This window comes from Pseudoduganella namucuonensis, from assembly GCF_900116645.1.
Taxonomy (GTDB): Bacteria; Pseudomonadota; Gammaproteobacteria; order Burkholderiales; family Burkholderiaceae_D; genus Rugamonas; species Rugamonas namucuonensis.
Genome location: NZ_FPBO01000003.1, coordinates 190,188 through 211,984, shown reverse-complemented (window position 1 = coordinate 211,984; position 21,797 = coordinate 190,188). Strand labels below are relative to the sequence as shown.

Genomic DNA, 21,797 nt, shown 5'->3' with positions numbered 1-21,797 from the left:
ACTTGCCTCTATCATAGCAAGTATTCATTGGGAGAAAGGGATGATTCCTGGAGTGGTGCGAGAAGAGATCATGGCGCGGCTGGCCGCCGCCGAAAAGGAGCACGGCGTGCGCGTTTTGCTCGCTGTCGAGTCCGGCAGCCGGGCGTGGGGATTCGAATCCCCGAACAGCGATTACGATGTGCGCTTCATCTACGCCCATCCGGCCGACTGGTACGCCGCCGTCGATATGGAAGAGCGCCGCGACGTCATCGAATACCCGATCGTCGACGACATCGATCTGAACGGCTGGGATATCCGCAAGGCGCTGCGCCTGTTCTGGAAGTCCAACCCGGCGTTCGTGGAATGGATACAGTCGCCCATCAACTACATCGAGCGAGGCGGTTTCGGCGCGGGCGCGCGGCAACTGTTGCCATCGGTGTATTCGGTGGAGCATGGCATCCACCACTACCGCAGCATGGCCAAGACCAACTACCGGGGATATCTGCGCGCCGACATGGTGCCGCTGAAGAAGTACTTCTACGTGCTGCGGCCGCTGCTGTCCGTGCGGTGGCTGGAACGCTACGGCAGCCCGGCGCCCATCGAGTTCCACAAGCTGCTGCATTTGCTGAGCGATCCACAACTGTTGAGCGATATCGAGGTATTACTGGAAAAGAAACGCGCGGCGCCGGAAATGGGATTGTCCGCGCCGGTCGCCAGCCTGAACGCCTTTATCGAGGCCGAGCTGGCGCGGCTGGAGGCCACGCCGGTCGCCGTGTCCAAACGCGCCAACGCCATCGATGGCCTCAACGCATTGTTCCACGCGACCTTGCGGGAATGAGGTCGACTCAGTGCAGGGTGCGGGTGCCTTCGGGGTAGCCGGCGCCGGTGTCGATTTCCGGCGTGCGGCGGCGTTCCTCGTCCGGCGTGCGGGCGGCGGCGTTGCCGGGCGACGCCTCGGGCGCCGGCAACAGCGGCGTGGCGGAGGCGTGCGGTTTCCTGTGCGCGGCGAGGTACCAGGCCACCGCGGCGGCGGCGCCGACAAAGCCGGCGACGCGCCAGAACCCCCATCGTGAGATGGCCGCGACGGCGCCGCGCGCGACCAGGGTTTTGCCTAACTGATGTGCAAGGGTGTCCATGTCCACGTCCTCCGCTATTGTTGGATATCTACGGCAAAGCATAATCCAATTGCAGTCAGTGCAGTGTGATCCGACTAACACTGCAACGCAAGCTTCAGCACGCCCAACCGGGCTAAGGCTGGGCTTCGAAGGTGCGCAGGCCGTCCAGGTCGAGGATGCGGATGCCGCCGTAGTCCAGCCGCAGCAGGCCGCGCTTTTCCAGCACCTGCAAGGCCTGATTGGCGCGCTGGCGCGAGGCGCCGGACAACAGGCCGATTTCCTCTTGGGAAATCTGCACCAGCTGGTCCAGGCCCGGGTACAGCTGGGAATTGAACAGCGTCGCCAGGCAGCGCGCAACGCGGGTGTCGATGTCGAGCAGGCGGTCGTTTTCCACCACGCCGATGAACTGACCCAGCCGCTCGTTCAACTGCATCAGCAGAAAGCGCGTGAACGGCAGGCTGTTGTCGAGCAGCCAGTGGAAGGTGTCGGCCGGCATGCGGGCGATGCGGCTGTCGCGCAGCGCCATCGCGTCGTACTTGCGCGGCTCCTTCTTCAGCAGCGAGCCCTCGCCGAACCAGCCGCCGGGCGGCACGCCGGTGAAGGTGACGCTCTTGCCGCTGGGCGAGAAATTGTTCATCTTCACCATGCCGCTGATGATGCCCACCCAATTCTCCACGTGCTCGCCCTTGCGGCAAACAAAGCCGCCCTTCGGCACGAAAGTCTCGTAGGTGTCGGCCTCCACGCGCGCCATTTGCTCCGGCGTCAGGGACGGCGCCCAAGTCGCCGAGCGCAACGCCGCGACCAGGCTGTGTTGGTTATACGTCATTATTATTAAGCAACATCAAAAAGTCCCGCAATTGTCGCCGGAAAGACAGCATGGCTGTGTAACGCAGGCTAATATCATCACACAAAACGCACTGACCCCAAAATATAACTAGCCTCGCTCTGATCCAGGGCAATGAAGGAGACTAAGGTGCAAACAGTATTGGATACCTTCCCCCGTCGCCTGTTGGCGCACGGAAAGGAACGGCCCCTCAAGCCCGCGTTCCGCGAAAAGTACCTCGGCATCTGGCAGACCTGGAACTGGCGCCAGGTCAACGAGGAGGTGCGCGCCATGGCGTGCGGACTGGCCGCGCTGGGCTTCGAGCGCGGCATGAACCTGGCGATCATCGGCGACAACCGCCCGCGCCTATACTGGGCCATGCTGGCGGCCCAGAGCCTGGGCGGCGTGCCGGTGCCGCTGTACCAGGACGCCCCCGCCGCCGACATGGCCTTCGTGCTGGAAAACGCGGAAATCCACTACGCCATCGTCGAGGACCAGGAGCAGGTCGACAAGCTGCTGGAAATCAAGGAGATGTATGCCGGCGTCAGCCACATCGCCTACGACGACGAGCGCGGCATGCGCCACTACACGCACAAGGAGCTGTATTCGGTGTCGCGCCTGCTGGAACTGGGCCGCGCCTACGACCAGGCCAACCCCGGCTTCTTCGACGCGGCCGTGGAGGCGGGCAAGGGCGGCGACAACGCCATCATCCTCTACACCTCCGGCACCACCGGCAAGCCCAAGGGCGTGTGCCAGACCCACACCGCGCTGATGTCGGCCGGCGCCGGCAGCGTCAACTTCGACAAGCTGACCGACGCCGAGGACATCCTGTCCTACCTGCCGATGGCGTGGGTGGGCGACTGCCTGTTCTCGCTGGCGCAGGCCATGGTGGCCGGCTTCACGGTGAACTGCCCGGAGTCGAGCGACACCGTGATGACCGACCTGCGCGAGATCGGCCCCACCTGCTACTTCGCCCCGCCGCGCGTGTTCGAGAACATGCTGACCACGGTGATGATACGGATGGAGGACGCGGGCAGGATCAAGAAGGGCATGTTCGACTACTTCATGGACGTGGCCACCCGCTGCGGCTCCGACATCCTGGACGGCAAGCCGGTGCCGCTGGCCGACCGCGTCAAGTACGCGCTGGGCCGCGCGCTGGTGTACGGCCCGCTGAAGAACGTGCTGGGCATGACGCGCGTGCGCGTGGCCTACACGGCCGGCGCCGCCATCGGCCCGGACCTGTTCCGCTTCTACCGCTCCATCGGCGTCAACCTCAAGCAGTTCTACGGCTCCACCGAGACCTGCGCCTACATCTGCCTGCAGCCGGACGGCCAGATCAAGTTCGACAGCGTGGGCCTGCCCGCGCCGGGCGTGGAGGTGAAGCTGGCCGACAACGGCGAGGTGCTGGTGAAGTCGCCCACGCTGATGGACTGCTACTACAAGCGTCCCGACGCGACCAGCGAGGCGATCGACGAACAAGGCTACTTCCACACCGGCGACGCCGGCCTGTTCGACGGCGACGGCCACCTGAAGATCATCGACCGCGCGGCCGACGTGGGCAAGATGAACTGCGGCACCATGTTCGCGCCCAACTACATCGAGAACAAGCTGAAGTTCTTCCCCTTCATCAAGGAGGCGGTGGTGTTCGGCAACCAGCGCGACAACGTCTGCGCCTTCCTCAACATCGACATGGGCGCGGTGGGCAACTGGGCCGAGCGCCGCAACATCGCCTACTCCGGCTACACCGACCTGGCCGCGCATCCGCAGACCTATGAGCTGATGCTGGAATGCGTGGAGAAGGTGAACGCCGGCCTGGCGACCGAGCCGGCCATGAGCGCCACGCAGATCACCCGCTTCCTGGTGCTGCACAAGGAGCTGGACCCCGACGACGACGAGCTGACCCGCACCCGCAAGGTGCGCCGCAAGTTCGTGGCCGAAAAGTATGCGGTGCTGATCGACGCGTTATACAGCGGCAAGGCCTCGCAATACATCGAAACCCTGGTCAAGTTCGAGGACGGCCGCACCGGCCTGGTGGCGGCGGACCTGAGGATCAGGGATAGCAAGACCTTCCCGGCCGTGACCAAGACCGCCGCTTGAGCGAGGAGCTTCCCATGCAAATGAACGAACCCGACGCGCTGTTCGGCGCGACGCGCCGCATCGGCCCTGTGATACTGGACCTGCAGCATATTTCGCTGTCCTTCGGCGGCGTGAAGGCGCTGACCGACATCTCCTTCGACGTGCGCCAGCACGAGATCCGCGCCATCATCGGCCCCAACGGCGCGGGCAAAAGCTCGATGCTGAACGTGATCAACGGCGTGTACCGCCCGCAGCAGGGCGACATCATCTACCGCGGCGAGCACCGCAAGAACATGGATTGCTACGCGGCCGCCAAATCCGGCATCGCCCGCACCTTCCAGAACATCGCGCTGTTCAAGGGCATGACGGTGCTGGACAACATCATGACCGGCCGCAACCTGAAGATGAAGTCCAACTTCCTGCTGCAAGCCATCTACTGGGGCCCGGCGCGGCGCGAGGAGATCGAGCACCGCAAGAAGGCCGAGGAGATCATCGACTTCCTGGAGATCCAGGCGATCCGCAAGACGCCCGTCGGCCGCCTGCCCTACGGCCTGCAGAAGCGCGTGGAGCTGGGCCGCGCGCTGGCGGCCGAACCCGAGATCCTGCTGCTGGACGAGCCGATGGCGGGCATGAACGTGGAGGAGAAGCAGGACATGTGCCGCTTCATCCTGGACGTGAACGACCAGTTCGGCACCACCATCGTGCTGATCGAGCACGACATGGGCGTGGTGATGGACATCTCGGACCGCGTGGTGGTGCTGGACTACGGCAAGAAGATCGGCGACGGCACGCCGGACGAGGTGCGCGGCAACCAGGATGTGATCAACGCCTATCTCGGCACTTCGCACTGAGCTCACGGGGACATACACGATGAACATTAGCTTTTTCTTCGAGGTGCTGATCGGCGGCCTGCTGTCCGGCGTGATGTACGCGCTGGTGGCGATCGGCTTCGTGCTGATCTACAAGGCCTCCGGCGTCTTCAACTTCGCCCAGGGCGCGATGGTGTTCTTCGCCGCGCTGACCTGCGTCGGCATCATGGACAAGTTCGGCCTGCCCCTGTGGCTGGCGATACCGGCCACGGTGGCTGCGATGATCGTCCTCGGCCTGGCCATCGAGCGCGTGGTGCTGCGGCCGCTGGTCAACCAGCCCGAGATCACGCTGTTCATGGCCACCATCGGCCTGGCCTTCTTCATCGAGGGCCTGGCGCAACTGGTGTGGGGCGCGCAGGTGCACCGCCTGGAACTGCCGATCGAGGACGTGCCGCTGCAGTACCTGGCGGACAATTTCAACATCATCGTCTCGCAATTCGACGTGATGGCCGCCGGCGTGTGCGGCGTGATGGTGCTGCTGCTGTCGCTGATCTTCTCCAAGACCAAGGTGGGCCGCGCGCTGCGCGCCGTGGCCGACGACCACCAGGCCGCGCTGGCCGTGGGCATTCCGCTGCAGCGCATCTGGGCCGTGCTGTGGGCGGTGGCGGGCATCGTGGCGCTGGTGGCCGGGCTGCTGTGGGGCGCGCGCAACGGCGTGCAGTTCGCGCTGACCTTCATCGCGCTCAAGGCCCTGCCGGTGCTGATCCTGGGCGGCTTCACGTCGGTGCCGGGCGCCATCGTCGGCGGCCTGATCATCGGCGCCTCCGAGAAACTGGCCGAGGTGTACATCGGCCCGATGGTGGGCGGCGGCATCGAGGGCTGGTTCCCTTACGTGCTGGCCCTGCTGTTCCTGCTGGTACGGCCCGAGGGTCTGTTCGGCGAAAAAATCATCCGCAGAATCTGACAGAACCACCGAGAGGAGAACCATGTTCTACCGCGAAACCGGACAATTCAAGACCAGCTACGAGGCCGATGGCCAGATCCTGCCGATCCGGCAGGACCGCGTCGCGCTGCTCGCCACGCTGGCCGTCGCGCTGCTGGCGCTGCCGCTGCTGGCCTCGCCCTACATGCTGTCGGCGATCTTCATCCCCTTCCTCATCTTCGCGCTGGCCGCGCTGGGGCTCAACATCCTCACCGGCTACGCCGGCCAGCTGTCGCTGGGCACCGCCGCCTTCATGGCGGTGGGCGCCTTCGCCTCCTACAACTTCGTGCTGCGCATCCCCGGCATCCCGCTGCTGCTGGCCTTCGTGCTGGGCGGCCTGTGCGCGGCCATGGTCGGCATCGCTTTCGGCCTGCCGTCGCTGCGCATCCGCGGCTTCTACCTGGCCGCCTCCACCCTGGCCACGCAGTTCTTCGTGGTGTGGTGCCTGACCAAGATCGGCTGGCTCACCAACTACAGTTCCTCCGGCGTGATCACCGCGCAAAAGATGGAGATCCTCGGCTACGCCTTCGACACCCCGGCGCGCAAATACGTGCTGGTGCTGGTGGTGGTGGCCTTGATGGCGCTGCTGGCCAAGAACCTGGTGCGCTCCAACGTGGGCCGTTCCTGGATGGCGGTGCGCGACATGGACGTGGCGGCCGAGGTGATCGGCTTCCGCCTGATGCGCACCAAGCTGCTGGCCTTCGCCGTCAGTTCCTTCTACTGCGGCGTGGCCGGCGCGCTGTACGCCTACGCCTACCTGGGCACGGTGGAGCCGGAGGCCTACAACCTGGACCTGTCGTTCCGCATCCTGTTCATGATCATCATCGGCGGCGTCGGCTCCATCCTCGGCGCCTTCCTGGGCTCGGCCTTCATCGTGCTGCTGCCGGTGTTCCTCAACATCCTGGCGCACGGCCTGGCGCTGCCGACCAGCGTGGCGTCCAACCTCGAACTGATGGTGTTCGGCGCCCTCATCATATTTTTCCTGATCGTGGAACCCCACGGTCTGGCGCGTTTGTGGCAAATCGGTAAAGAGAAACTGCGTCTGTGGCCATTCCCCCACTAATGGCCCGCGCACACAACCATCCATTCGGAGGAGACATATGAAATCGATTAAACCCGCAATCAAATCCGTCATCGCAGGCGCCGTGCTGCTGGCCAGCGTCGGCCAGGCCTGGGCCCAGGCCGAGCAGTTCGTCGCCCTGCCCTCGTACCGCGTCGGCCCCTACGCGTCCGGCGGCTCCGGCTTCTACGGCGGCATGATCGACTACTTCAACCTGGTCAACGCCAACGGCGGCATCAACGGCGTCAAGATCCAGTGGGAGGAATGCGAAACCGAATACAACCCCTCGCGCGGCATCGAGTGCTACGAGCGCATGAAAACCAAGAACGGCGGCGCCTCGCTGGTCGAGCCGCTGTCCACCGGCATCGCCTACGGCATCCTGGACCGCGTGGCGCAGGACAAAGTCCCCATGACCACCCTGGGCTACGGCCGTTCGGACGCCGCCAACGGCAAGGTCTTCCCCTACGTCTTCCCCCTGATCACCAGCTACTGGAACCAGGCCGCGGCCATGATCAAGTATCTGGGCGACAAGAACGGCGGCATGGACAAGCTCAAAGGCAAGAAGATCGTCCACCTGTACCACGACTCGGCCTTCGGCAAGGAACCCTTGCCGGTGCTGGAGGCGCTGTCCAAGCAGTACGGCTTCGAGCTGATCAAGATCGCCGTGGCGCCGCCGGGCAGCGAGCAGCAGTCGCAGTGGCTGCAAATCCGCCAGGCCAAGCCGGACCACGTGATCCTGTGGGGCTGGGGCGTGATGAATTCGGTCGCCATCAAGACCGCGCAGCGCAACGGCTTCCCGCGCGAGAAGATGCTGGGCGTGTGGTGGGCCGGCTCGGAGGAGGACACCATCGCCGCCGGCGACGCGGCCAAGGGCTACACCTCGATGACCTTCAACACCCCGGGCAACTACCCCGTCATCGACGAGCTGCGCAAGAAGGTGTACGCGGGCGGCAAGGGCAACCTGTCCGAGCAGACGCGCATCGGTTCCGTGTACCACATGCGCGGCCTGACGGCGGGCATCCTGTGGACCGAGGCGATCCGCACGGCGCAGGAGAAGTTCGGCAAGGGCAAGGTCATGACGGGCGAACAGGTGCGCTGGGGCCTGGAGAACATGAACATCGACGAGGCGCGCCAGAAGGCGCTGGGCGCGTTCGGCATGTTCCCGCCGGTGAAGACCAGCTGCGACGACCACGAGGGCTCGGGCGCCGTGAAGGTGCAGCAGTGGGACGGCAAGAAGTGGAACGCCATCACGCCGAACTGGGTGGTGGGCGACAAGGCGCTGACGCGCAAGCTGGTGGAGGAATCGTCGGCCAAGTACGCCGCCGAGAAGAACATCACGGCCGCCTGCGCGAAATAAGCAACAAGGCCGCACCGCGCGAACGGGGCGGCCACCTCACCGGGAACACCAATGAATACTGCTACCGCTACCACGGCCGCGCCGCCGCCCTACCTGTCGGTGAACAACATCGAAGTCATCTACGACCACGTGATCCTGGTCCTGAAGGGCGTCTCGCTGCAAGTCCCGCAAGGGAAGATCGTGGCGCTGCTGGGCGCCAACGGCGCCGGCAAATCGACCACGCTGAAAACCATCTCCACGCTGCTGCGCGGCGAACGGGGCGACGTCACCAAGGGCGAGGTCCAGTTCAAGGGCGAGCGCGTGGACCAGCTGACGCCGAACGAACTGGTGAAGCGCGGCCTGTCGCAGGTGATGGAGGGCCGCCACTGCTTCGGCCACCTCACCATCGAGGAAAACCTGCTGACCGGCGCCTACACCCGCAGCCTGAGCCGCGCCCAGCTGAAGGAGTCGCTGGACAAGGTCTACCACTACTTCCCGCGCCTGAAAACGCGCCGCACCAGCCAGGCCGGCTACACCTCCGGCGGCGAGCAGCAGATGTGCGCCATCGGCCGCGCGCTGATGGCCAAGCCCTCCATGATCCTGCTGGACGAGCCCTCGATGGGCATCGCGCCGCAGATCGTCGAGGAGATCTTCGGCATCGTCAAGGACTTGAACTCCAAGGAAAACGTGTCCTTCCTGCTGGCCGAGCAGAACACCATGGTGGCGCTGCGCTACGCGGACTTCGGCTACATCCTGGAGAACGGCCGCGTGGTGATGGAGGGCGCGGCCAGCGACCTGGCCAGCAACGAGGACGTCAAGGAGTTCTACCTCGGCATGTCCGGCGCCGGCCGGAAGAGCTTCCGCGACATGAAATTCTACCGCCGCCGCAAGCGCTGGCTGGCGTGAGGGGCCCCATGAAGATCAGCAAAGCGAAAGAACTGTGCCGCGGCCTGCCCGGCGCCACGGAAGACATCAAATGGGGCGCCGACCTGGTGTTCTCGGTGGGCGGCAAGATGTTCGCCTGCATGGGCGCCGAGGACGCGGAGGGGATCAGCTTCAAGGTCGACGACGACCGCTTCCTGGAGCTGACCGACCGCGAGGGCATCATCCCCGCGCCCTACCTGGCGCGGGTGAAGTGGGTGAAGATCACCGACCTGAAAGCCGTCGGCGACACCGAGGCCGCGGAACTGCTGAAACGCTCGCACCAACTGGTGTTCGGCAAACTGACCAAAAAACTGCAACGAGAAATCGCGGGAGCGCAAGCATGAGTGATACCCTGGACAGCCTGGAAACGCGCGCCCCCGAACAGCGCGAGCGCGAACTGATGGCGCGCCTGCCGGGCCTGATCGCGCGGGCGCAGGGCACATCGGGCTGGGGCCGCATCCTGGCCGGCGTGGACGCCAACCGCGTCACCAGCCGCGCCGCGCTGGCGGCGCTGCCCGTGACGCGCAAGTCCGACCTGAAAAGCCTGCAGCAGGAGCACAAGCCCTTCGGCGGCCTGACCGCCACGCCGAACGGCCAGTTGAACCGCATCTTCATGTCGCCCGGCCCCATCTTCGATCCCGAGGGCCGCGGCACCGACTGGTGGCGCTTCTCGCGCCCGATGTACGCGGCCGGCGTGCGCGCCGGCGGCCTGCTGCAAAACTGCTTCTCCTACCACTTCACGCCCGCCGCCTACATGGTGGAGGGCGGCGCGGCCCGCATCGGCTGCACGGTGATCCCGGCCGGCAGCGGCCAGACCGAGTTGCAGGTGCAGGCCATGGTGGACCTCAAGCCGGACACCTATATCGGCACCCCGTCCTTCCTCAAGATCATCATCGAGAAGGCGCGCGAGATGGGCGCCGACATCAGCAGCGTGAGGCACGCGCTGATGGGCGCCGAGGCGCTGCCCGAATCGCTGCGGCGCTGGTTCGCCGAGAACGGCGTGCCGCACGTGCTGCAAACCTACGCCTCGGCCGACGTGGGCAGCATGGCCTACGAGACCCGCAGCGGCGACGTGGTCCATCCCGGCATGGTGCTCGACGAGGACGTGATCGTGGAGATCGTCCGCCCCGGCAGCGGCGACCCGGTGCCGCCGGGCGAGGTGGGCGAGGTGCTGGTCACGCTGTTCAACCAGGACTACCCGCTGGTGCGCTTCGCCACCGGCGACCTGTCCGCCATCATGGTGGACGCGCCGCCCTCGCCGTGCGGCCGCACCAACACCCGCATCCGCGGCTGGATGGGACGCGCCGACCAGACCACCAAGGTGCGCGCCATGTTCGTGCATCCGGCCCAGGTCAACGAGATCGCGCGCCGCCATCCGGAGATCCTGAAGGCGCGCCTGGTGGTGTCGGGCCGCATGGCCAACGACGTGATGACGCTGCACTGCGAGGTGGAGGATCCCGGCCAGGCTCATGCGCCCGCCATCATAGAGACTATACGGGATCTGACCAAGCTGCGCGGGGAGGTGGAATTCGCGGTTCGCGGCAGTTTGCCCAACGATGGCAAGGTGATCGACGACGTACGCGACTATTCCTGAGCTTTGTGGCCTGGGTGTGACACTCGTCCAAGGTGGAGGCGGCGCGGCGGGATATGGCGGATAATATGACTTCCCTAGCAGCTGTCATTTTATTTATATATCATGCAAGACTTCCACCACAATCGCGCCCGCTCCCTCCTCGAGAACGCGGAAGAAATCTTTGACAAGGCCACCGTCGACGCGTCCGTGACGCGCATGGCGAAAGAGCTGAACGAGCGTTTCGACAATCCGGACAACCAGGAATTCCCGCTGGTGCTGGGCGTGATGGGCGGCGCGGTGGTCTTCACCGGCAACCTGCTGCCGCAGCTGACCTTCCCGCTCGAATTCGACTACATCCACGTCAGCCGCTACGGCGACGAGGACAAGGGCGGCCAGGTGGTGTGGAAGGTGATCCCCCGCTCCAACGTGGTGGGCCGCACCGTGATCGTGCTGGACGACATCCTGGACGAGGGCGAGACGCTGGCGCACGTGAAACAGCGCCTGCTGGACATGGGCGCCGCCGAGGTGATCCTGGCCGTGTTCGCGGACAAGGCCATCGGCAAGGCCAAACCGGTCAAGCCGGACCTGGTCGGCATCACCATCCCCAACCGCTTCGTGGTCGGCTACGGCATGGACGCCTATGGCTACTGGCGCAACCTGCCCGGCCTGTGGGCCATCAAGACCGAAGACTGACACCGCTTTAGTTTTGACTTAGCCCGGCCCGGGCACTAAGATGCCCAATATGGGTATCTTCGCAGACGTCTTGTTCACCAAGACACAGCAACGGGTACTGGCCGTGCTTTACGGCCAGCCGTACCGCTCCTTTTACGCCAACGAGATCATCTCCCTCGCCGCCTGCGGTTCGGGCGCGGTGCAGCGCGAACTGGCCAGCCTGGAGGAATCCGGCCTGGTGCACGGCTGGCGCGCGGGCAACCAGAAGCACTACCAGGTCAACCACGAGGCGCCCATCTTCGAGGAATTGCGCGGCATCGTCGTGAAGACCTTCGGCGCGGGCGAGGTGCTGCGCGCCGCGCTGCAGCCGGTGCTGGCGCAGGCCGAGGCGGTGTTCATCCACGGCGCGGCGGTCACCGGCACCGTGCACGCCGACGGCGGCATCGAACTGGTGGCGGTGGCGCCGCGGGCCATCCACGACGAACTGCGCGCCATCCTGGCGCCGCTGCCCGGGCTGGTGGGACGGGCCGTCAACCCGGCCTGCTACACGGCGGCGGAATTCGCCGGCTTGTGGCGCGGCGGCGACGCGCCCCTGCGGGCGGTGCTGGAACAGACCAAGATCTTCATCAAGGGCACGGAGGCGGATTTGGTCAAGCTGAGCGCCACCGCCGCGAATTAAAAACCAACGGCGCAACACCGGGGTCAGACCCTACGCGCCACACGCCGCAACATAGGCATGGGACTCGGATCGCGGGTCTGACCCCAGACTCTGCCGTTGGTTTTTACAAAGCCAACCGTGCGCGGGCGGCGGCGTATTCGGCCTTCAGCCGCGCCACCACCTCCGCCACCGACGGCGCGTCGTGCATCAGCCCCACGCCCTGGCCCGCGCCCCAGATGTCGCGCCAGGCCTTGGCGCTGCCGGAGCCGAAACTCATCTTGCTCTTGTCGGATTCCGGCAACGCGTCCGGGTCCAGTCCCGCCGCGATGATCGACTTCTTCAGGTAGTTGCCGTGCACGCCGGTGAACAGGTTGGTGTACACGATGTCCGAGGCGGCCGATTCGATGATGGCGTTGCGGTAGTCGTCCGTGACGTTGGCCTCCTCGGTCGCCAGCCAGCGCGAGCCGATGTAGGCGAAGTCCGCGCCCATGGCCTGCGCCGCGAGGATGGCGTCGCCGGTGGCGATGGAGCCGGACAGCGCGACCGGCCCCTGGAAGAACTTGCGCACCTCGCCCACCAGCGCGAACGGGGACAGGGTGCCGGCGTGGCCGCCGGCGCCGCTGGCCACCAGGATCAGGCCGTCGACGCCCGCCTCCAGCGCCTTTTGCGCGTGGCGGATCGAGACCACGTCGTGCAGCACGATGCCGCCGTAGCCGTGGATGGCGTCCATCATCTCCTTCGGCGGCGCGCGCAGCGAGGAAATGATGATGGGCACCTGGTGCTTCACGCAGACCTCGACGTCGTGCGCGAGGCGGTCGTTGGACTGGTGGACGATCTGGTTGACGGCGATGGGGCCGACGCGCCGGTCCGGATGCCCGGCCTGCCAGGCGGCCAGTTCGGCCTGCAGGTCGGTCAGCCAGGTGTCGAGCAGCTCGGCGGGCCGCGCGTTCAACGCCGGGAAGGAGCCGACGATGCCGGCCTTGCACTGCGCCGCGACCAGCTTCGGCCCGCTGGCAATGAACATCGGGGACCCTATGACGGGCAGGGACAGGTTTTGCAGCACGGTGGGCAAGGCCATGGCGGACTCCGCTGGTTATCGATCAGATGATTATAGAACGATCGTGCGAAAATATCACGACTTCCCGGCGGCGGCGCGGGTTCAGCCATCGTTGAGCAGGTAGCCGTCCTCAATGCGGGCGCTGCAGGCGCGCACCAGTTGCTTCACGGTCCAGGCCGCCACCTCCTCCGGCGGCTTGCCCAGATACCGTTGCGACGCCGCCACCACGATGGGCAGCGACGCGAACAGCGCCGGCACCTGGTCCACCGGCATGCGCTGGCGTTCCAGCAACAGGAACTTGAGCAGCACCTTCACCGCGTATTCCGCGTTGCGCACCGGGTTGCCGGACAGGAAATCGAGCCGCGTGCGGGCGCGCTTGAGCGCCGCCGCCACGTCCGTGAACACGGCGCCGTGGCCAGGAATCACGATGCGCGCGTCCAGCGAGGCGATCAGTTCCAAGGTCGCGCGTTCCTCGATGAAGCCCGATTCCCCGTCCAGTTCCGGGAAGATCACGCCGAAACCGTTCTGCCACAATGCGTCGGCCGAGATCAGGATGCCCTCGTTCTGGCAGAACAGCATCAGCGAGTGGGCGTCGTGGCCGGGCGCGCCCAGCACTTGCCATTCCAGGTCCGCCATGGCCAGCGTGTCCCCGGGCGACAGGGTGCCGTCGAAGCTGAAACGGGGGCAGCGCTGGCCGGTGGCCTTGAAGCTGAGCTTGTCCTCGTCCCAGTCGCGCACATTGTCCGCCTCCGACACCGGTATCCAGGCCGTGCAGCCGTATTTTTGCTGCAATGCCGCATTGCCGCCGCAGTGGTCGGAATGCAAGTGCGTGTTGACGACGCGATCGAGTTTGCGGCCCTTGAGGGCGTGTCGCACCAGGTCCAGCGTCTGCTCGGCGTGGATCATGTAGCCGCTGTCGACCAGGGTGGCGTCGTCGCGGCCCAACATCAGCACATTGTTGGACGAAAGCCAGCCCCGCTCGAAAACGTGGATGCTGTCGGGTAATTTGTCTAAGGACATGCTATTCGAAGTCGATCAGTTGCTCGCGCTGGCGGATGGCTTCCCAGACGGCGCGCTTGAAGTCGTCGTCGGCGCGGCCCCAGGCCACGATTTCATCGATCGAGCGCAGGCAGCCTTCGCAATACCCGGTTTCGCGGTTCATCTTGCACAGGCTGACGCAGGGGGATGGCACCAGCGAGGCCAGGGCTGGCGCGCCGGTGGGGGAGTCAGGGCTCATGACGCATCTTTCTTGGGGCGATGGCCTATTTTACCGCGACTGGCCCGCCATCCGTCCGACCGTGCGAATTATTGCCATTTAGACATTCTCGAAAAACAAAAAATACCCGTTCTGTGCTGCACCGCACAAATCGGATGCGAGTACACTTCTATACTTGCAGTGACCACAGATGGCCGACGATGCCACTTGAGGCGGAGGGAGACGTCCTTATCACCGTTGGAGGTACCATGAAGCTCGACCACGATCTGTTTGCGCACATGCGCGAGGCGACCCAGTCTTTCATCGCCGCCTTGTTCCCTTCCCGCCCGGCGCAACCCGGCCACTTCCTCAACGGCGAATTCGGCAACCACGCCGGCACCCGCCAATACAAGCTCTACGTTCCCGGCGGCTATCGCGGCCAGTCCCTGCCCCTGGTGGTGATGCTGCACGGCTGCACCCAGGACCCGGACGATTTCGCCGTCGGCACCCGCATGAACGAGCTGGCGGAGGAAATGCGCTGCTTCGTGGTCTATCCCGCCCAGACGCAGGAGGCCAACCAGCACCGCTGCTGGAACTGGTTCAGCGCCCTGGACCAGCAGCGCGGCCAGGGCGAGCCGTCCATCATCGCCGGCATCGCGCAACAGGTGATGGCGCGCTACGCGGTGCGGCGCAAGGAGGTCTACGTGGCGGGGCTGTCGGCCGGCGGCGCCATGGCGGCCATCGTCGGCGCGCTGTATCCGGACCTGTTCCACGCCGTGGGCGTGCATTCCGGCCTGCCCTTCGCCTCCGCCAAGGACCTGCCGTCGGCCCTGAGCGCCATGCGCCGCGGCATGGGGCGCACCGAACCCATCGCCGGCGGCGGCCTGCCCATCATCGTGTTCCACGGGGACCAGGACAACACCGTCCATCCGCGCAACGGCGAGCAGCTGATGGAGCAAAAACTGGCCGGCCACGGCCAGCCGCACGAGCGCGCCATCGACACCGGCAGCGTGCCGGACGGCCACCACTACACCCGCACCATCCTGCGCCACCTGGGCGGCAAGCCGCTGGGCGAGCACTGGGTGGTGCACGGCGCCGGCCACGCCTGGTCCGGCGGCAGCGCGGACGGCAGCTACACCGACAACCGCGGGCCGGACGCCAGCCGCGAAATGCTGCGCTTCTTCAAGACCGTCGGCGCTTGACCGGGCGCCGGCTCACGGCGCTTGCGTGAACAGCTCCAGGCGCTCGCGCTTCCTGTCCATGTCGTGGTCGGTGTCCGCGTAGCGGCGGGCGATGTCCACGAACTGGTCCAGGATGGCCATGAAGGCGTCCACCATGTCCGGATCGAAGTGCGTGCCGCGCCCCTCGGCGATGATGGCCACCGCCCGCTCGTGCGGCATGCCCTCCTTGTAGACGCGGCGGCTGATCAGCGCGTCGTACACGTCGGCCACCGCCATCAGGCGCGCCGAGATCGGGATCGCGTCGCCCGCCAGGCCCTCGGGATAGCCCGAGCCGTCCCACTTCTCCTGGTGGCCGTAGGCGATCTCCTTGGCGAACTTGAGGAAGTCCACCTCGATGCCCAGCTCCCGCTCGGCGGCGATGATGGCGTCGCGACCCAGCGTGGTGTGGGTCTTCATGATCTCCATCTCGTTGCCCTCGAAGCGGCCGGGCTTGAGCAGGATGCGGTCCGGGATGCCCACCTTGCCGATGTCGTGCAGCGGCGCGGACTTGAACAGCATCTCGATGTTTTTCTCGGTGAGGAAGGAGGCGAAGCGCGGATGGTCCTTCAGTTTTTCCGCCAGCGCCTTCACGTACCACGAGGTGCGGCGGATATGGTTGCCGGTTTCGCTGTCGCGCGTTTCGGCCAGCGAGGCCATGGTGTGGATGGCCACGTCCTGCACGGCCGCGACCTCGCGCGTGCGCCGCTCGACCTCCGTTTCGAGGAAGTGGTTCTGGTCGCGCAGGAAGTCGTGCACGCGCTTCATCGACAGCTGCGTCTTGATGCGCGCCAGGACGATGGGCGCGGAGATGGGCTTGGTGATGTAGTCCGCCGCGCCCAGGCCCAGGCCCGTCTGCTCGTCCGTCACCTCGCTCATGGCGGTGACGAAGATGACGGGGATGTCGCGCGTGGCGGGATTGGCCTTCAGCGCCTTGCACACGTCGTAGCCGCTCATGCCGGGCATCATCACGTCCAGCAGGATCAGGTCCGGCTTGGCGTCGCCGTTGGCGATCTTCAGCGCGCGCTCGCCGTTGACGGCGATCTTGGTGCGGTAGTCCTGTTCCAGCACGGCGCACAGCAGGTCGATATTGTCCGGCGTGTCGTCCACCACCAGGATGGTGGGCTTGGCGATGAGGGGTTCCATGGCTTTCTCGCTTAGAGGGTGAGGCGCAGCGCGCCGGCGGCTTCGTTCAGCTGCGCCAGCGCGCCTTCGAAATCATACTGCGCAATCTGGCGTTTGAGTTGGCGGCCATGCTCGCCCTGGCCGGCCGCGTGCAAGCGCGCGCACATGGCGTCGGCCAGCTTGGCGGCCGCCGAGTCGTCCTGCGCCAGCAGTTGCGCCAGTTCGCGCATGGCGGCGGCGAGCGCGTCGAGGTCCGGCGGCTGCGCGCCATGCGTTCCCGCCGCGCCCTCGCCACGGCCGATGGCGGCCACGATCACGCCGATCACTTCCCGCAGTTCCAGCGCCAGCGCGGCGATGGCCTCGTCGCGCCCCGCCTCCACGCCGTGGCCCAGCATGTACTCCAGCCGCGCGGCGCTGTCGGCCACGCCGCTGGCGCCGATATTGCCGGCCAGGCCCTTGCAGGTGTGGGCCTCGCGCGTGGCGGCCACCAGGTCGTTGTCGTCGATGGCGGCGGCGATGCGGTCCATCACGTCCATCTGGGTTTCGACGAAGCGCCCCAGCAGCTTGCGCATCAGCTTCACGTTGCCGCCCACGCGCCGCAGCGCGGCCTCCATTTTCAAGCCCGGTATCGGCGGCAGCGTGTCCCGCGCCGGCGGCGGCGGCGCCTCGGCCACCCGCTGCGGATCGCGCACCTTGATCCAGCGCGCCAGCGTCGTGAACAGCTGCGCCACTTCGATGGGCTTGGCGATGAAGTCGTTCATGCCCGCCTCCAGGCACTTCTCCTTGTCCCCCACCATGGCGTTGGCCGTCATCGCGATCACGGGCAGCTCCGAGAAGCGCGGGTTTTCGCGCAGCTTGCGGGTGGCGTCGTAGCCGTCCATCACCGGCATCTGGCAATCCATCAGCACGCCGTCGTAGTCGTTGACGGCGATTTTGGCCAGCGCCATGGCGCCGTTGCTGGCGACGTCCACCCGCACACCGGCGTCGCCCAGCAGCTGCTGCGCCACCTCCTGGTTCACCTCGTTGTCCTCCACCAGCAGCAGCCAGGCGCCGCGCACCGCCCGCGCGGCGGACTGGTAGTCGGCGTCGCGGCGCGTCTTGCGGCAGCCGGTGAATTGCTTGCCGTAGGCCGAAGAGATCGCGTCCAGCAGCGTGGACGCGCTGACCGGTTTGTTCAGCATGCCGTCGACGGCCAGCTCCCGCACCTCGTCCAGCAGCGCGTCGCGGTTATAGGCGGTGACCATGATGACGCGCGGCGCCTCCGCCCCGGCCTCCGCGGCCTGCGCGCGCAGCGCCCGCAGCAGTTCGACGCCGTTCATGCCCGGCATTTGCCAGTCCACCAGCGCCAGCCCGAAGGGGCGGCCCTCGGCGCGCGCCCGCGCCAGCGCCTGCAGCGCCGCGGCGGCGCCGTCCACCGTCGCGGCGTCGAACTTCAGCGAGGCCAGCATGCCGCCGAAGATTTCGCGCGCCGTCAGGTTGTCGTCCACCACCAGCACGCGGACGCCGGAGATGTCGGCGTCCGCCGCCATCTCCTCGCGCGCGCCGTCGGCCACGCCGAATTTCGCGGTGAACCAGAAATCGCTGCCCACGCCGGGCTGGCTTTCCAGCCCGATCTCGCCATCCATCATTTCCACCAGCCGCTTGCTGATGGTGAGCCCCAGGCCGGTGCCGCCGTGGTGGCGCGTGGTGGAAGTGTCGGCCTGGGTGAAGGCCTGGAACAGGCGGGCGCGCTGCGCCGCCGTGAGGCCGACGCCTGTGTCGCGCACGTCCACCCGCAGGCGCACGCCGTCGGCGTCGCGCTCCAGCAGGCGGATGGTGACGACGATCTCGCCCTTCTCCGTGAACTTGATGGCGTTGTTGGTGAGATTGATCAGCACCTGGCCGAAGCGCAGCGGATCGCCCACCAGCGCGCCGGGCACGCCCGGGCCGATGTCGAACAGCAGTTCCAGGCCCTTGTCCTGCGCGCGCATCACGGACAGGTCGGCGATCTGCGCCATCACGTCCTCCAGGTGGAAGTCGATGCGCTCGAAGGCCATCTTGCCGGCCTCGATCTTGGAGAAGTCCAGGATGTCGTTGATGATGCCCAGCAGGTGGCGCGCGGCCGACTCCACTTTCTCCAGGTAGTTGCGCTGCCTGGGCGTGAGGTCGGTCTGCAGCGCCAGGTGCGTCATGCCGATGATGCCGTTCATCGGCGTGCGGATCTCGTGCGACATATTGGCCAGGAAGTCGGACTTCATCTTGGTCGCGTCCTCGGCCACCATCACCGCCTGGCGCAGCGCCTGTTCGGCCGCCAGGCTCACCGTCATGTCCTTCAAGGCCCGCAGCAATTCGCCCGTCTCGTCCCTGGAGGTGACCTCGATGACGGAACTGAGGTCGCCCTTGGCGACGCGGGTGGCGATGGCGATGGCCTCGTCCAGCGGCCGGGTGATGGCGCGCGCGGAGTAGGCGAAGGCCAGCGCCACCACCACCGCCGCCAGGCCGAACAGCGACATCGCCATCAGCGAGGAGTTGATGTCGGCGCGGGCGCGGTCCGCGCTGGCCATCACCTGGCGCTGCTGCAGCTGGTCCAGCTCGCGGATATGGCCCAGCAGGACGTTCAGCGCCGGCAAGGACAGCTGGTTCATGCGCGCCTCGGCGGCCTCTCGGTCGTCCGCCTCCACCATGTCGGCCACGTCGATGAAGGTCTCGTAGTAGGCCGCGCGCGCCTCCTTGATCTTTTCGATCAGCCGGCGCGCCTCGTCGGTGGCGTCCAGTTCCGCCAGGCGCTCCAGTTCGCGGTCGATATTGAGCTTGATGCTGTCGATGCGGGCGTAGCTGTCGACCCGGTGCTCGAGCTTTTTCTGGATGATCAGCGTGACGATGCTGGTGGCGGCCTCGCGCGACTGGGTGTCGATGCTGTTGATGGCGTCGGCCGCGGCCCAGTCCTGACCCAGGATATGATCGGTTTCGGCGCGGATCGCGTAGATGCGGCTCACGCCCACCAGGATCACACCCATCATCAGCAGGATCAGGATGGCGTAGCCGGCGTTGATGCGGACACTGATGCGGACGTCCCGGAAGCGCATGGGATTGCTTTCTTGATTACTTATGATTACTGATGCTTGGCGGCGGGGTCGGCTTCGCCGCCGCGCCTTTTATTTTCGATGTGCAGCTTGAGGCAGGCCGGGCACCAGCAGCTGACGTCGGTGTCGGCGGCGGGCACCGGGACCGCCGGCGGCATCGCCGTGCACCAGCACGGGCCGCCGTCGCCGCCGTCGGCCATCGCGCAGCTGAACTCCGCGCCGCAGCGCTTGCACACGCTCATGGCTGGTCCCCGTCGCCGCCCAGCGGGAAGCCGCGCATGGCCTTGCGCAGGGTGTCCATCTGGTTGTCGAAGCGGGTGCAGGCGGCGCACACCATCAGGTGCAGCCGCATGCGGGTGCGCTCCACCATCGTCAGGTCGCGGTCCATCCCCTCGGAGACCAGGCGGTGCACTTCCCTGCAGGTCGGTTTCAGGCCGTCTTTTTCCATGATATGGTCGTCTCGTCTATGCCTGGCGGGCGCCGAACCAGTTCAAGTCCAGGCATTCCCGCAGCCGCAGGCGCGCGCGGTACAGCAGCACCCATGCATTGGACGAACTGATCGCCAATTCCTTACAGATTTCGTCGGTTTCCAGTTCCAGCCACTCGCGCATCATGAAAATGCGCGCGCATTTCGCCGGCAGCTTCTCCAGGCACACTTCCAGCACCTTGAAGAAATCCTTCTGCTCCAGCGTCCGGTCCGGGTCGCCCCACTGGCGCGGCGTCTCGACGGTGTGGCCGTCGGCGGCGAACAGCGCGTCGATGGCGTCGTCCTCGGACTGGTCCTCGGCGCAGTCGATCTGCCGCTCGCGGGTGGCGGCGCGCAGGTTGTCGATGATTTTGTACTTGAGGATGCCGGTCACGTAGGTGCGCAGCGCGGACTTGCCCTGGAAGCCCCCGGGCCGCTCCAGCACGGCGATCAGGGTGTCCTGCACGGCGTCCTCGGCCAGCGCTTCATTTCTCAGTTGCAACAAAGCGAAGCGGACGAGCTGGGGCCGCATGGCTTCAAGCTGGCGGTGCAGTGTCGCGGGATCGAGGTCGGGATCGCTCATCCGGCCAGCCTAGCGGAACGTCCGGGAAAAGACAACCCGAAAAAGCCCTATAATTCGGACTGAACGCTGTAAAATCGCGCCCAACAAGTATTCCACCTCCATCTTTTCCGGACCTGCCATGACCCACTTCACCCCCCTGAACCTGGACGTGCCCGCTGGCGACCTGACCGCCGTTTCCCCCGCGATCAAGGCCCAGATCCTGGCCGAGGCCCTGCCTTACATCCGCAATTTCCATGGCAAGACCATCGTCATCAAATACGGCGGCAACGCGATGACCGACGAGCGCCTGAAACACGGCTTCGCGCGCGATGTGATCCTGTTGAAACTGGTGGGCATGAATCCGGTGGTGGTGCACGGCGGCGGTCCGCAGATCGACAACGCGCTGAAGAAGATCGGCAAGCAGGGCACCTTCGTGCAGGGCATGCGCATCACCGACGAGGAAACCATGGAAGTGGTGGAATGGGTGCTGGGCGGCGAGGTGCAGCAGGACATCGTGATGCTGATCAACCACTACGGCGGCCAGGCGGTGGGCCTGACCGGCAAGGACGGCGGCTTGATCCGCGCCCGCAAGATGGCCATGCCGGACCGCGAAAACCCGGGCCAGTTCCTGGACATCGGCTTCGTCGGCGAGATCGACGCGATCAACCCGGCGGTGGTGAAGGCGCTGCAGGACGACGCCTTCATCCCCATCATCTCGCCGATCGGCTTCGGCCAGGACGGCCAGGCCTACAACATCAACGCCGACGTGGTGGCGGGCAAGATCGCGGAGATCCTGAAGGCCGAAAAGCTGATCATGATGACCAACATCGCCGGCGTGCAGGACAAGAACGGCAACCTGGTGACCGACCTGTCGGCGCGCGAGATCGACGAGATGTTCGCCGACGGCACCATCTCCGGCGGCATGCTGCCGAAAATCTCCTCCGCGCTGGACGCGGCCAAGTCCGGCGTGAACACGGTGCACATCATCGACGGCCGCATCGAGCATTCTTTGTTGCTGGAAGTCTTGACGGAACAGGCTTTTGGCACTATGATCCGGTCTCACTAAAAATTTGGCGGCGAAGCAAAGCCACAGCCGCCAAGTCAAG

General features: G+C 66.0%; 23 protein-coding genes. 13 read left to right on the top strand and 10 right to left on the bottom strand.

Annotation, left to right across the window (positions count from 1 at the left end):
- Positions 1–40: 40 nt before the first annotated feature.
- Complete coding sequence (locus BM436_RS04915) at positions 41–817, top strand: nucleotidyltransferase domain-containing protein (protein WP_093554123.1); 777 nt, start codon at positions 41–43, stop codon at positions 815–817.
- 7 nt (positions 818–824) lie between these two features.
- Here BM436_RS04915 and BM436_RS04910 read toward each other — a convergent pair whose 3' ends face one another.
- Entirely contained in the window at positions 825–1,115 is a 291-nt protein-coding gene (locus BM436_RS04910; RefSeq protein ID WP_143132971.1) for a hypothetical protein, read from the bottom strand.
- A 112-nt stretch (positions 1,116–1,227) separates the two neighbouring features.
- Positions 1,228–1,920 (bottom strand): Crp/Fnr family transcriptional regulator, encoded by a 693-nt coding sequence (locus tag BM436_RS04905; protein WP_093554119.1) that lies wholly within the window; start codon positions 1,918–1,920, stop codon positions 1,228–1,230.
- A 132-nt stretch (positions 1,921–2,052) separates the two neighbouring features.
- Here BM436_RS04905 and BM436_RS04900 point away from each other — a divergent pair, with 132 nt between their 5' ends.
- The 10 genes from BM436_RS04900 (at position 2,053) to BM436_RS04855 (ending at position 12,028) form a co-directional block, all read left to right on the top strand.
- Positions 2,053–4,014: an AMP-binding protein gene (locus BM436_RS04900; protein WP_177306959.1), complete on the top strand. Its 1,962-nt coding sequence runs from the start codon at positions 2,053–2,055 to the stop codon at positions 4,012–4,014.
- 14 nt (positions 4,015–4,028) lie between these two features.
- Positions 4,029–4,844: an ABC transporter ATP-binding protein gene (locus BM436_RS04895; RefSeq protein ID WP_093554115.1), complete on the top strand. Its 816-nt coding sequence runs from the start codon at positions 4,029–4,031 to the stop codon at positions 4,842–4,844.
- A 25-nt stretch (positions 4,845–4,869) separates the two neighbouring features.
- On the top strand, positions 4,870–5,766 hold the full coding sequence (locus BM436_RS04890) for a branched-chain amino acid ABC transporter permease (RefSeq protein WP_177306965.1): 897 nt from the start codon (positions 4,870–4,872) through the stop codon (positions 5,764–5,766).
- 22 nt (positions 5,767–5,788) lie between these two features.
- Positions 5,789–6,847: a branched-chain amino acid ABC transporter permease gene (locus BM436_RS04885; protein ID WP_093554111.1), complete on the top strand. Its 1,059-nt coding sequence runs from the start codon at positions 5,789–5,791 to the stop codon at positions 6,845–6,847.
- A 37-nt stretch (positions 6,848–6,884) separates the two neighbouring features.
- Entirely contained in the window at positions 6,885–8,201 is a 1,317-nt protein-coding gene (locus tag BM436_RS04880) for an ABC transporter substrate-binding protein (RefSeq protein WP_093554109.1), read from the top strand.
- Between the two features lie 51 nt (positions 8,202–8,252).
- A complete protein-coding gene (locus BM436_RS04875; RefSeq protein WP_093554107.1) occupies positions 8,253–9,086 on the top strand; it encodes an ABC transporter ATP-binding protein in 834 nt (277 codons plus the stop codon).
- An 8-nt stretch (positions 9,087–9,094) separates the two neighbouring features.
- Positions 9,095–9,448: an MmcQ/YjbR family DNA-binding protein gene (locus BM436_RS04870; protein ID WP_093554105.1), complete on the top strand. Its 354-nt coding sequence runs from the start codon at positions 9,095–9,097 to the stop codon at positions 9,446–9,448.
- Positions 9,445–10,698 (top strand): phenylacetate--CoA ligase family protein, encoded by a 1,254-nt coding sequence (locus tag BM436_RS04865; RefSeq protein WP_093554103.1) that lies wholly within the window; start codon positions 9,445–9,447, stop codon positions 10,696–10,698. The genes BM436_RS04870 and BM436_RS04865 overlap by 4 nt, the downstream gene beginning before the upstream one ends.
- 102 nt (positions 10,699–10,800) lie before the next feature.
- A complete protein-coding gene (locus BM436_RS04860; protein WP_093554101.1) occupies positions 10,801–11,370 on the top strand; it encodes a hypoxanthine-guanine phosphoribosyltransferase in 570 nt (189 codons plus the stop codon).
- Between the two features lie 49 nt (positions 11,371–11,419).
- Complete coding sequence (locus BM436_RS04855; RefSeq protein ID WP_093554099.1) at positions 11,420–12,028, top strand: helix-turn-helix domain-containing protein; 609 nt, start codon at positions 11,420–11,422, stop codon at positions 12,026–12,028.
- Between the two features lie 103 nt (positions 12,029–12,131).
- Here BM436_RS04855 and BM436_RS04850 read toward each other — a convergent pair whose 3' ends face one another.
- The 3 genes from BM436_RS04850 to BM436_RS04840 form a co-directional block, all read right to left on the bottom strand.
- On the bottom strand, positions 12,132–13,085 hold the full coding sequence (locus BM436_RS04850; RefSeq protein WP_093554097.1) for an NAD(P)H-dependent flavin oxidoreductase: 954 nt from the start codon (positions 13,083–13,085) through the stop codon (positions 12,132–12,134).
- Between the two features lie 81 nt (positions 13,086–13,166).
- The gene (locus BM436_RS04845) at positions 13,167–14,084 is read right to left on the bottom strand and encodes an MBL fold metallo-hydrolase (RefSeq protein ID WP_093554095.1); all 918 of its coding nucleotides are present in this window, start codon (positions 14,082–14,084) and stop codon (positions 13,167–13,169) included.
- Position 14,085: 1 nt separating this feature from the next.
- On the bottom strand, positions 14,086–14,301 hold the full coding sequence (locus BM436_RS04840; protein ID WP_093554093.1) for a DUF1289 domain-containing protein: 216 nt from the start codon (positions 14,299–14,301) through the stop codon (positions 14,086–14,088).
- A gap of 227 nt (positions 14,302–14,528) precedes the next feature.
- Between BM436_RS04840 and BM436_RS04835 the strand changes: the two genes are divergently transcribed.
- Complete coding sequence (locus BM436_RS04835; RefSeq protein ID WP_093554091.1) at positions 14,529–15,461, top strand: extracellular catalytic domain type 1 short-chain-length polyhydroxyalkanoate depolymerase; 933 nt, start codon at positions 14,529–14,531, stop codon at positions 15,459–15,461.
- Positions 15,462–15,473: 12 nt separating this feature from the next.
- Here the strand turns inward: BM436_RS04835 and BM436_RS04830 are convergent, their stop codons facing one another.
- Genes BM436_RS04830 through BM436_RS04810 form a run of 5 tightly spaced genes read right to left on the bottom strand, consistent with a single transcriptional unit; the run spans position 15,474 to position 20,712 of the window.
- Positions 15,474–16,622: a response regulator gene (locus BM436_RS04830; protein ID WP_093554089.1), complete on the bottom strand. Its 1,149-nt coding sequence runs from the start codon at positions 16,620–16,622 to the stop codon at positions 15,474–15,476.
- 11 nt (positions 16,623–16,633) lie between these two features.
- On the bottom strand, positions 16,634–19,666 hold the full coding sequence (locus tag BM436_RS04825) for a hybrid sensor histidine kinase/response regulator (protein ID WP_093554087.1): 3,033 nt from the start codon (positions 19,664–19,666) through the stop codon (positions 16,634–16,636).
- Between the two features lie 26 nt (positions 19,667–19,692).
- Positions 19,693–19,905, bottom strand: coding sequence for a cysteine-rich CWC family protein (locus BM436_RS04820; RefSeq protein WP_093554085.1), 213 nt, complete (start codon positions 19,903–19,905; stop codon positions 19,693–19,695).
- Complete coding sequence (locus BM436_RS04815) at positions 19,902–20,111, bottom strand: zf-HC2 domain-containing protein (RefSeq protein ID WP_093554083.1); 210 nt, start codon at positions 20,109–20,111, stop codon at positions 19,902–19,904. Before BM436_RS04815 ends, BM436_RS04820 begins: the two co-directional genes overlap by 4 nt.
- A 16-nt stretch (positions 20,112–20,127) precedes the next feature.
- Positions 20,128–20,712, bottom strand: a complete 585-nt coding sequence (locus BM436_RS04810) for a sigma-70 family RNA polymerase sigma factor (RefSeq protein ID WP_093554081.1) — start codon at positions 20,710–20,712, stop codon at positions 20,128–20,130.
- 118 nt (positions 20,713–20,830) lie between these two features.
- Between BM436_RS04810 and argB the strand changes: the two genes are divergently transcribed.
- Positions 20,831–21,757 carry an acetylglutamate kinase gene (gene argB / locus BM436_RS04805; RefSeq protein ID WP_093554079.1) on the top strand — a complete coding sequence of 309 codons (927 nt, stop codon included), beginning with the start codon at positions 20,831–20,833 and terminating at the stop codon, positions 21,755–21,757.
- Positions 21,758–21,797: the final 40 nt, after the last annotated feature.

Bases quoted from the DNA above. Each gene is read 5' to 3' on its own strand.
- BM436_RS04905 (WP_093554119.1), bottom strand. From the start codon at position 1,920: ATGACGTATAACCAACACAGCCTGGTCGCGGCGTTGCGCTCGGCGACT.
- BM436_RS04885 (WP_093554111.1), top strand. From the start codon at position 5,789: ATGTTCTACCGCGAAACCGGACAATTCAAGACCAGCTACGAGGCCGAT.
- BM436_RS04915 (WP_093554123.1), top strand. From the start codon at position 41: ATGATTCCTGGAGTGGTGCGAGAAGAGATCATGGCGCGGCTGGCCGCC.
- BM436_RS04900 (WP_177306959.1), top strand. From the start codon at position 2,053: ATGAAGGAGACTAAGGTGCAAACAGTATTGGATACCTTCCCCCGTCGC.
- BM436_RS04825 (WP_093554087.1), bottom strand. From the start codon at position 19,666: ATGCGCTTCCGGGACGTCCGCATCAGTGTCCGCATCAACGCCGGCTAC.
- BM436_RS04810 (WP_093554081.1), bottom strand. From the start codon at position 20,712: ATGAGCGATCCCGACCTCGATCCCGCGACACTGCACCGCCAGCTTGAA.
- BM436_RS04880 (WP_093554109.1), top strand. From the start codon at position 6,885: ATGAAATCGATTAAACCCGCAATCAAATCCGTCATCGCAGGCGCCGTG.
- BM436_RS04820 (WP_093554085.1), bottom strand. From the start codon at position 19,905: ATGAGCGTGTGCAAGCGCTGCGGCGCGGAGTTCAGCTGCGCGATGGCC.
- BM436_RS04835 (WP_093554091.1), top strand. From the start codon at position 14,529: ATGAAGCTCGACCACGATCTGTTTGCGCACATGCGCGAGGCGACCCAG.
- BM436_RS04815 (WP_093554083.1), bottom strand. From the start codon at position 20,111: ATGGAAAAAGACGGCCTGAAACCGACCTGCAGGGAAGTGCACCGCCTG.
- BM436_RS04860 (WP_093554101.1), top strand. From the start codon at position 10,801: ATGCAAGACTTCCACCACAATCGCGCCCGCTCCCTCCTCGAGAACGCG.
- BM436_RS04830 (WP_093554089.1), bottom strand. From the start codon at position 16,622: ATGGAACCCCTCATCGCCAAGCCCACCATCCTGGTGGTGGACGACACG.
- BM436_RS04910 (WP_143132971.1), bottom strand. From the start codon at position 1,115: ATGGACACCCTTGCACATCAGTTAGGCAAAACCCTGGTCGCGCGCGGC.
- argB (WP_093554079.1), top strand. From the start codon at position 20,831: ATGACCCACTTCACCCCCCTGAACCTGGACGTGCCCGCTGGCGACCTG.
- BM436_RS04865 (WP_093554103.1), top strand. From the start codon at position 9,445: ATGAGTGATACCCTGGACAGCCTGGAAACGCGCGCCCCCGAACAGCGC.
- BM436_RS04845 (WP_093554095.1), bottom strand. From the start codon at position 14,084: ATGTCCTTAGACAAATTACCCGACAGCATCCACGTTTTCGAGCGGGGC.
- BM436_RS04870 (WP_093554105.1), top strand. From the start codon at position 9,095: ATGAAGATCAGCAAAGCGAAAGAACTGTGCCGCGGCCTGCCCGGCGCC.
- BM436_RS04855 (WP_093554099.1), top strand. From the start codon at position 11,420: ATGGGTATCTTCGCAGACGTCTTGTTCACCAAGACACAGCAACGGGTA.
- BM436_RS04840 (WP_093554093.1), bottom strand. From the start codon at position 14,301: ATGAGCCCTGACTCCCCCACCGGCGCGCCAGCCCTGGCCTCGCTGGTG.
- BM436_RS04850 (WP_093554097.1), bottom strand. From the start codon at position 13,085: ATGGCCTTGCCCACCGTGCTGCAAAACCTGTCCCTGCCCGTCATAGGG.
- BM436_RS04895 (WP_093554115.1), top strand. From the start codon at position 4,029: ATGCAAATGAACGAACCCGACGCGCTGTTCGGCGCGACGCGCCGCATC.
- BM436_RS04875 (WP_093554107.1), top strand. From the start codon at position 8,253: ATGAATACTGCTACCGCTACCACGGCCGCGCCGCCGCCCTACCTGTCG.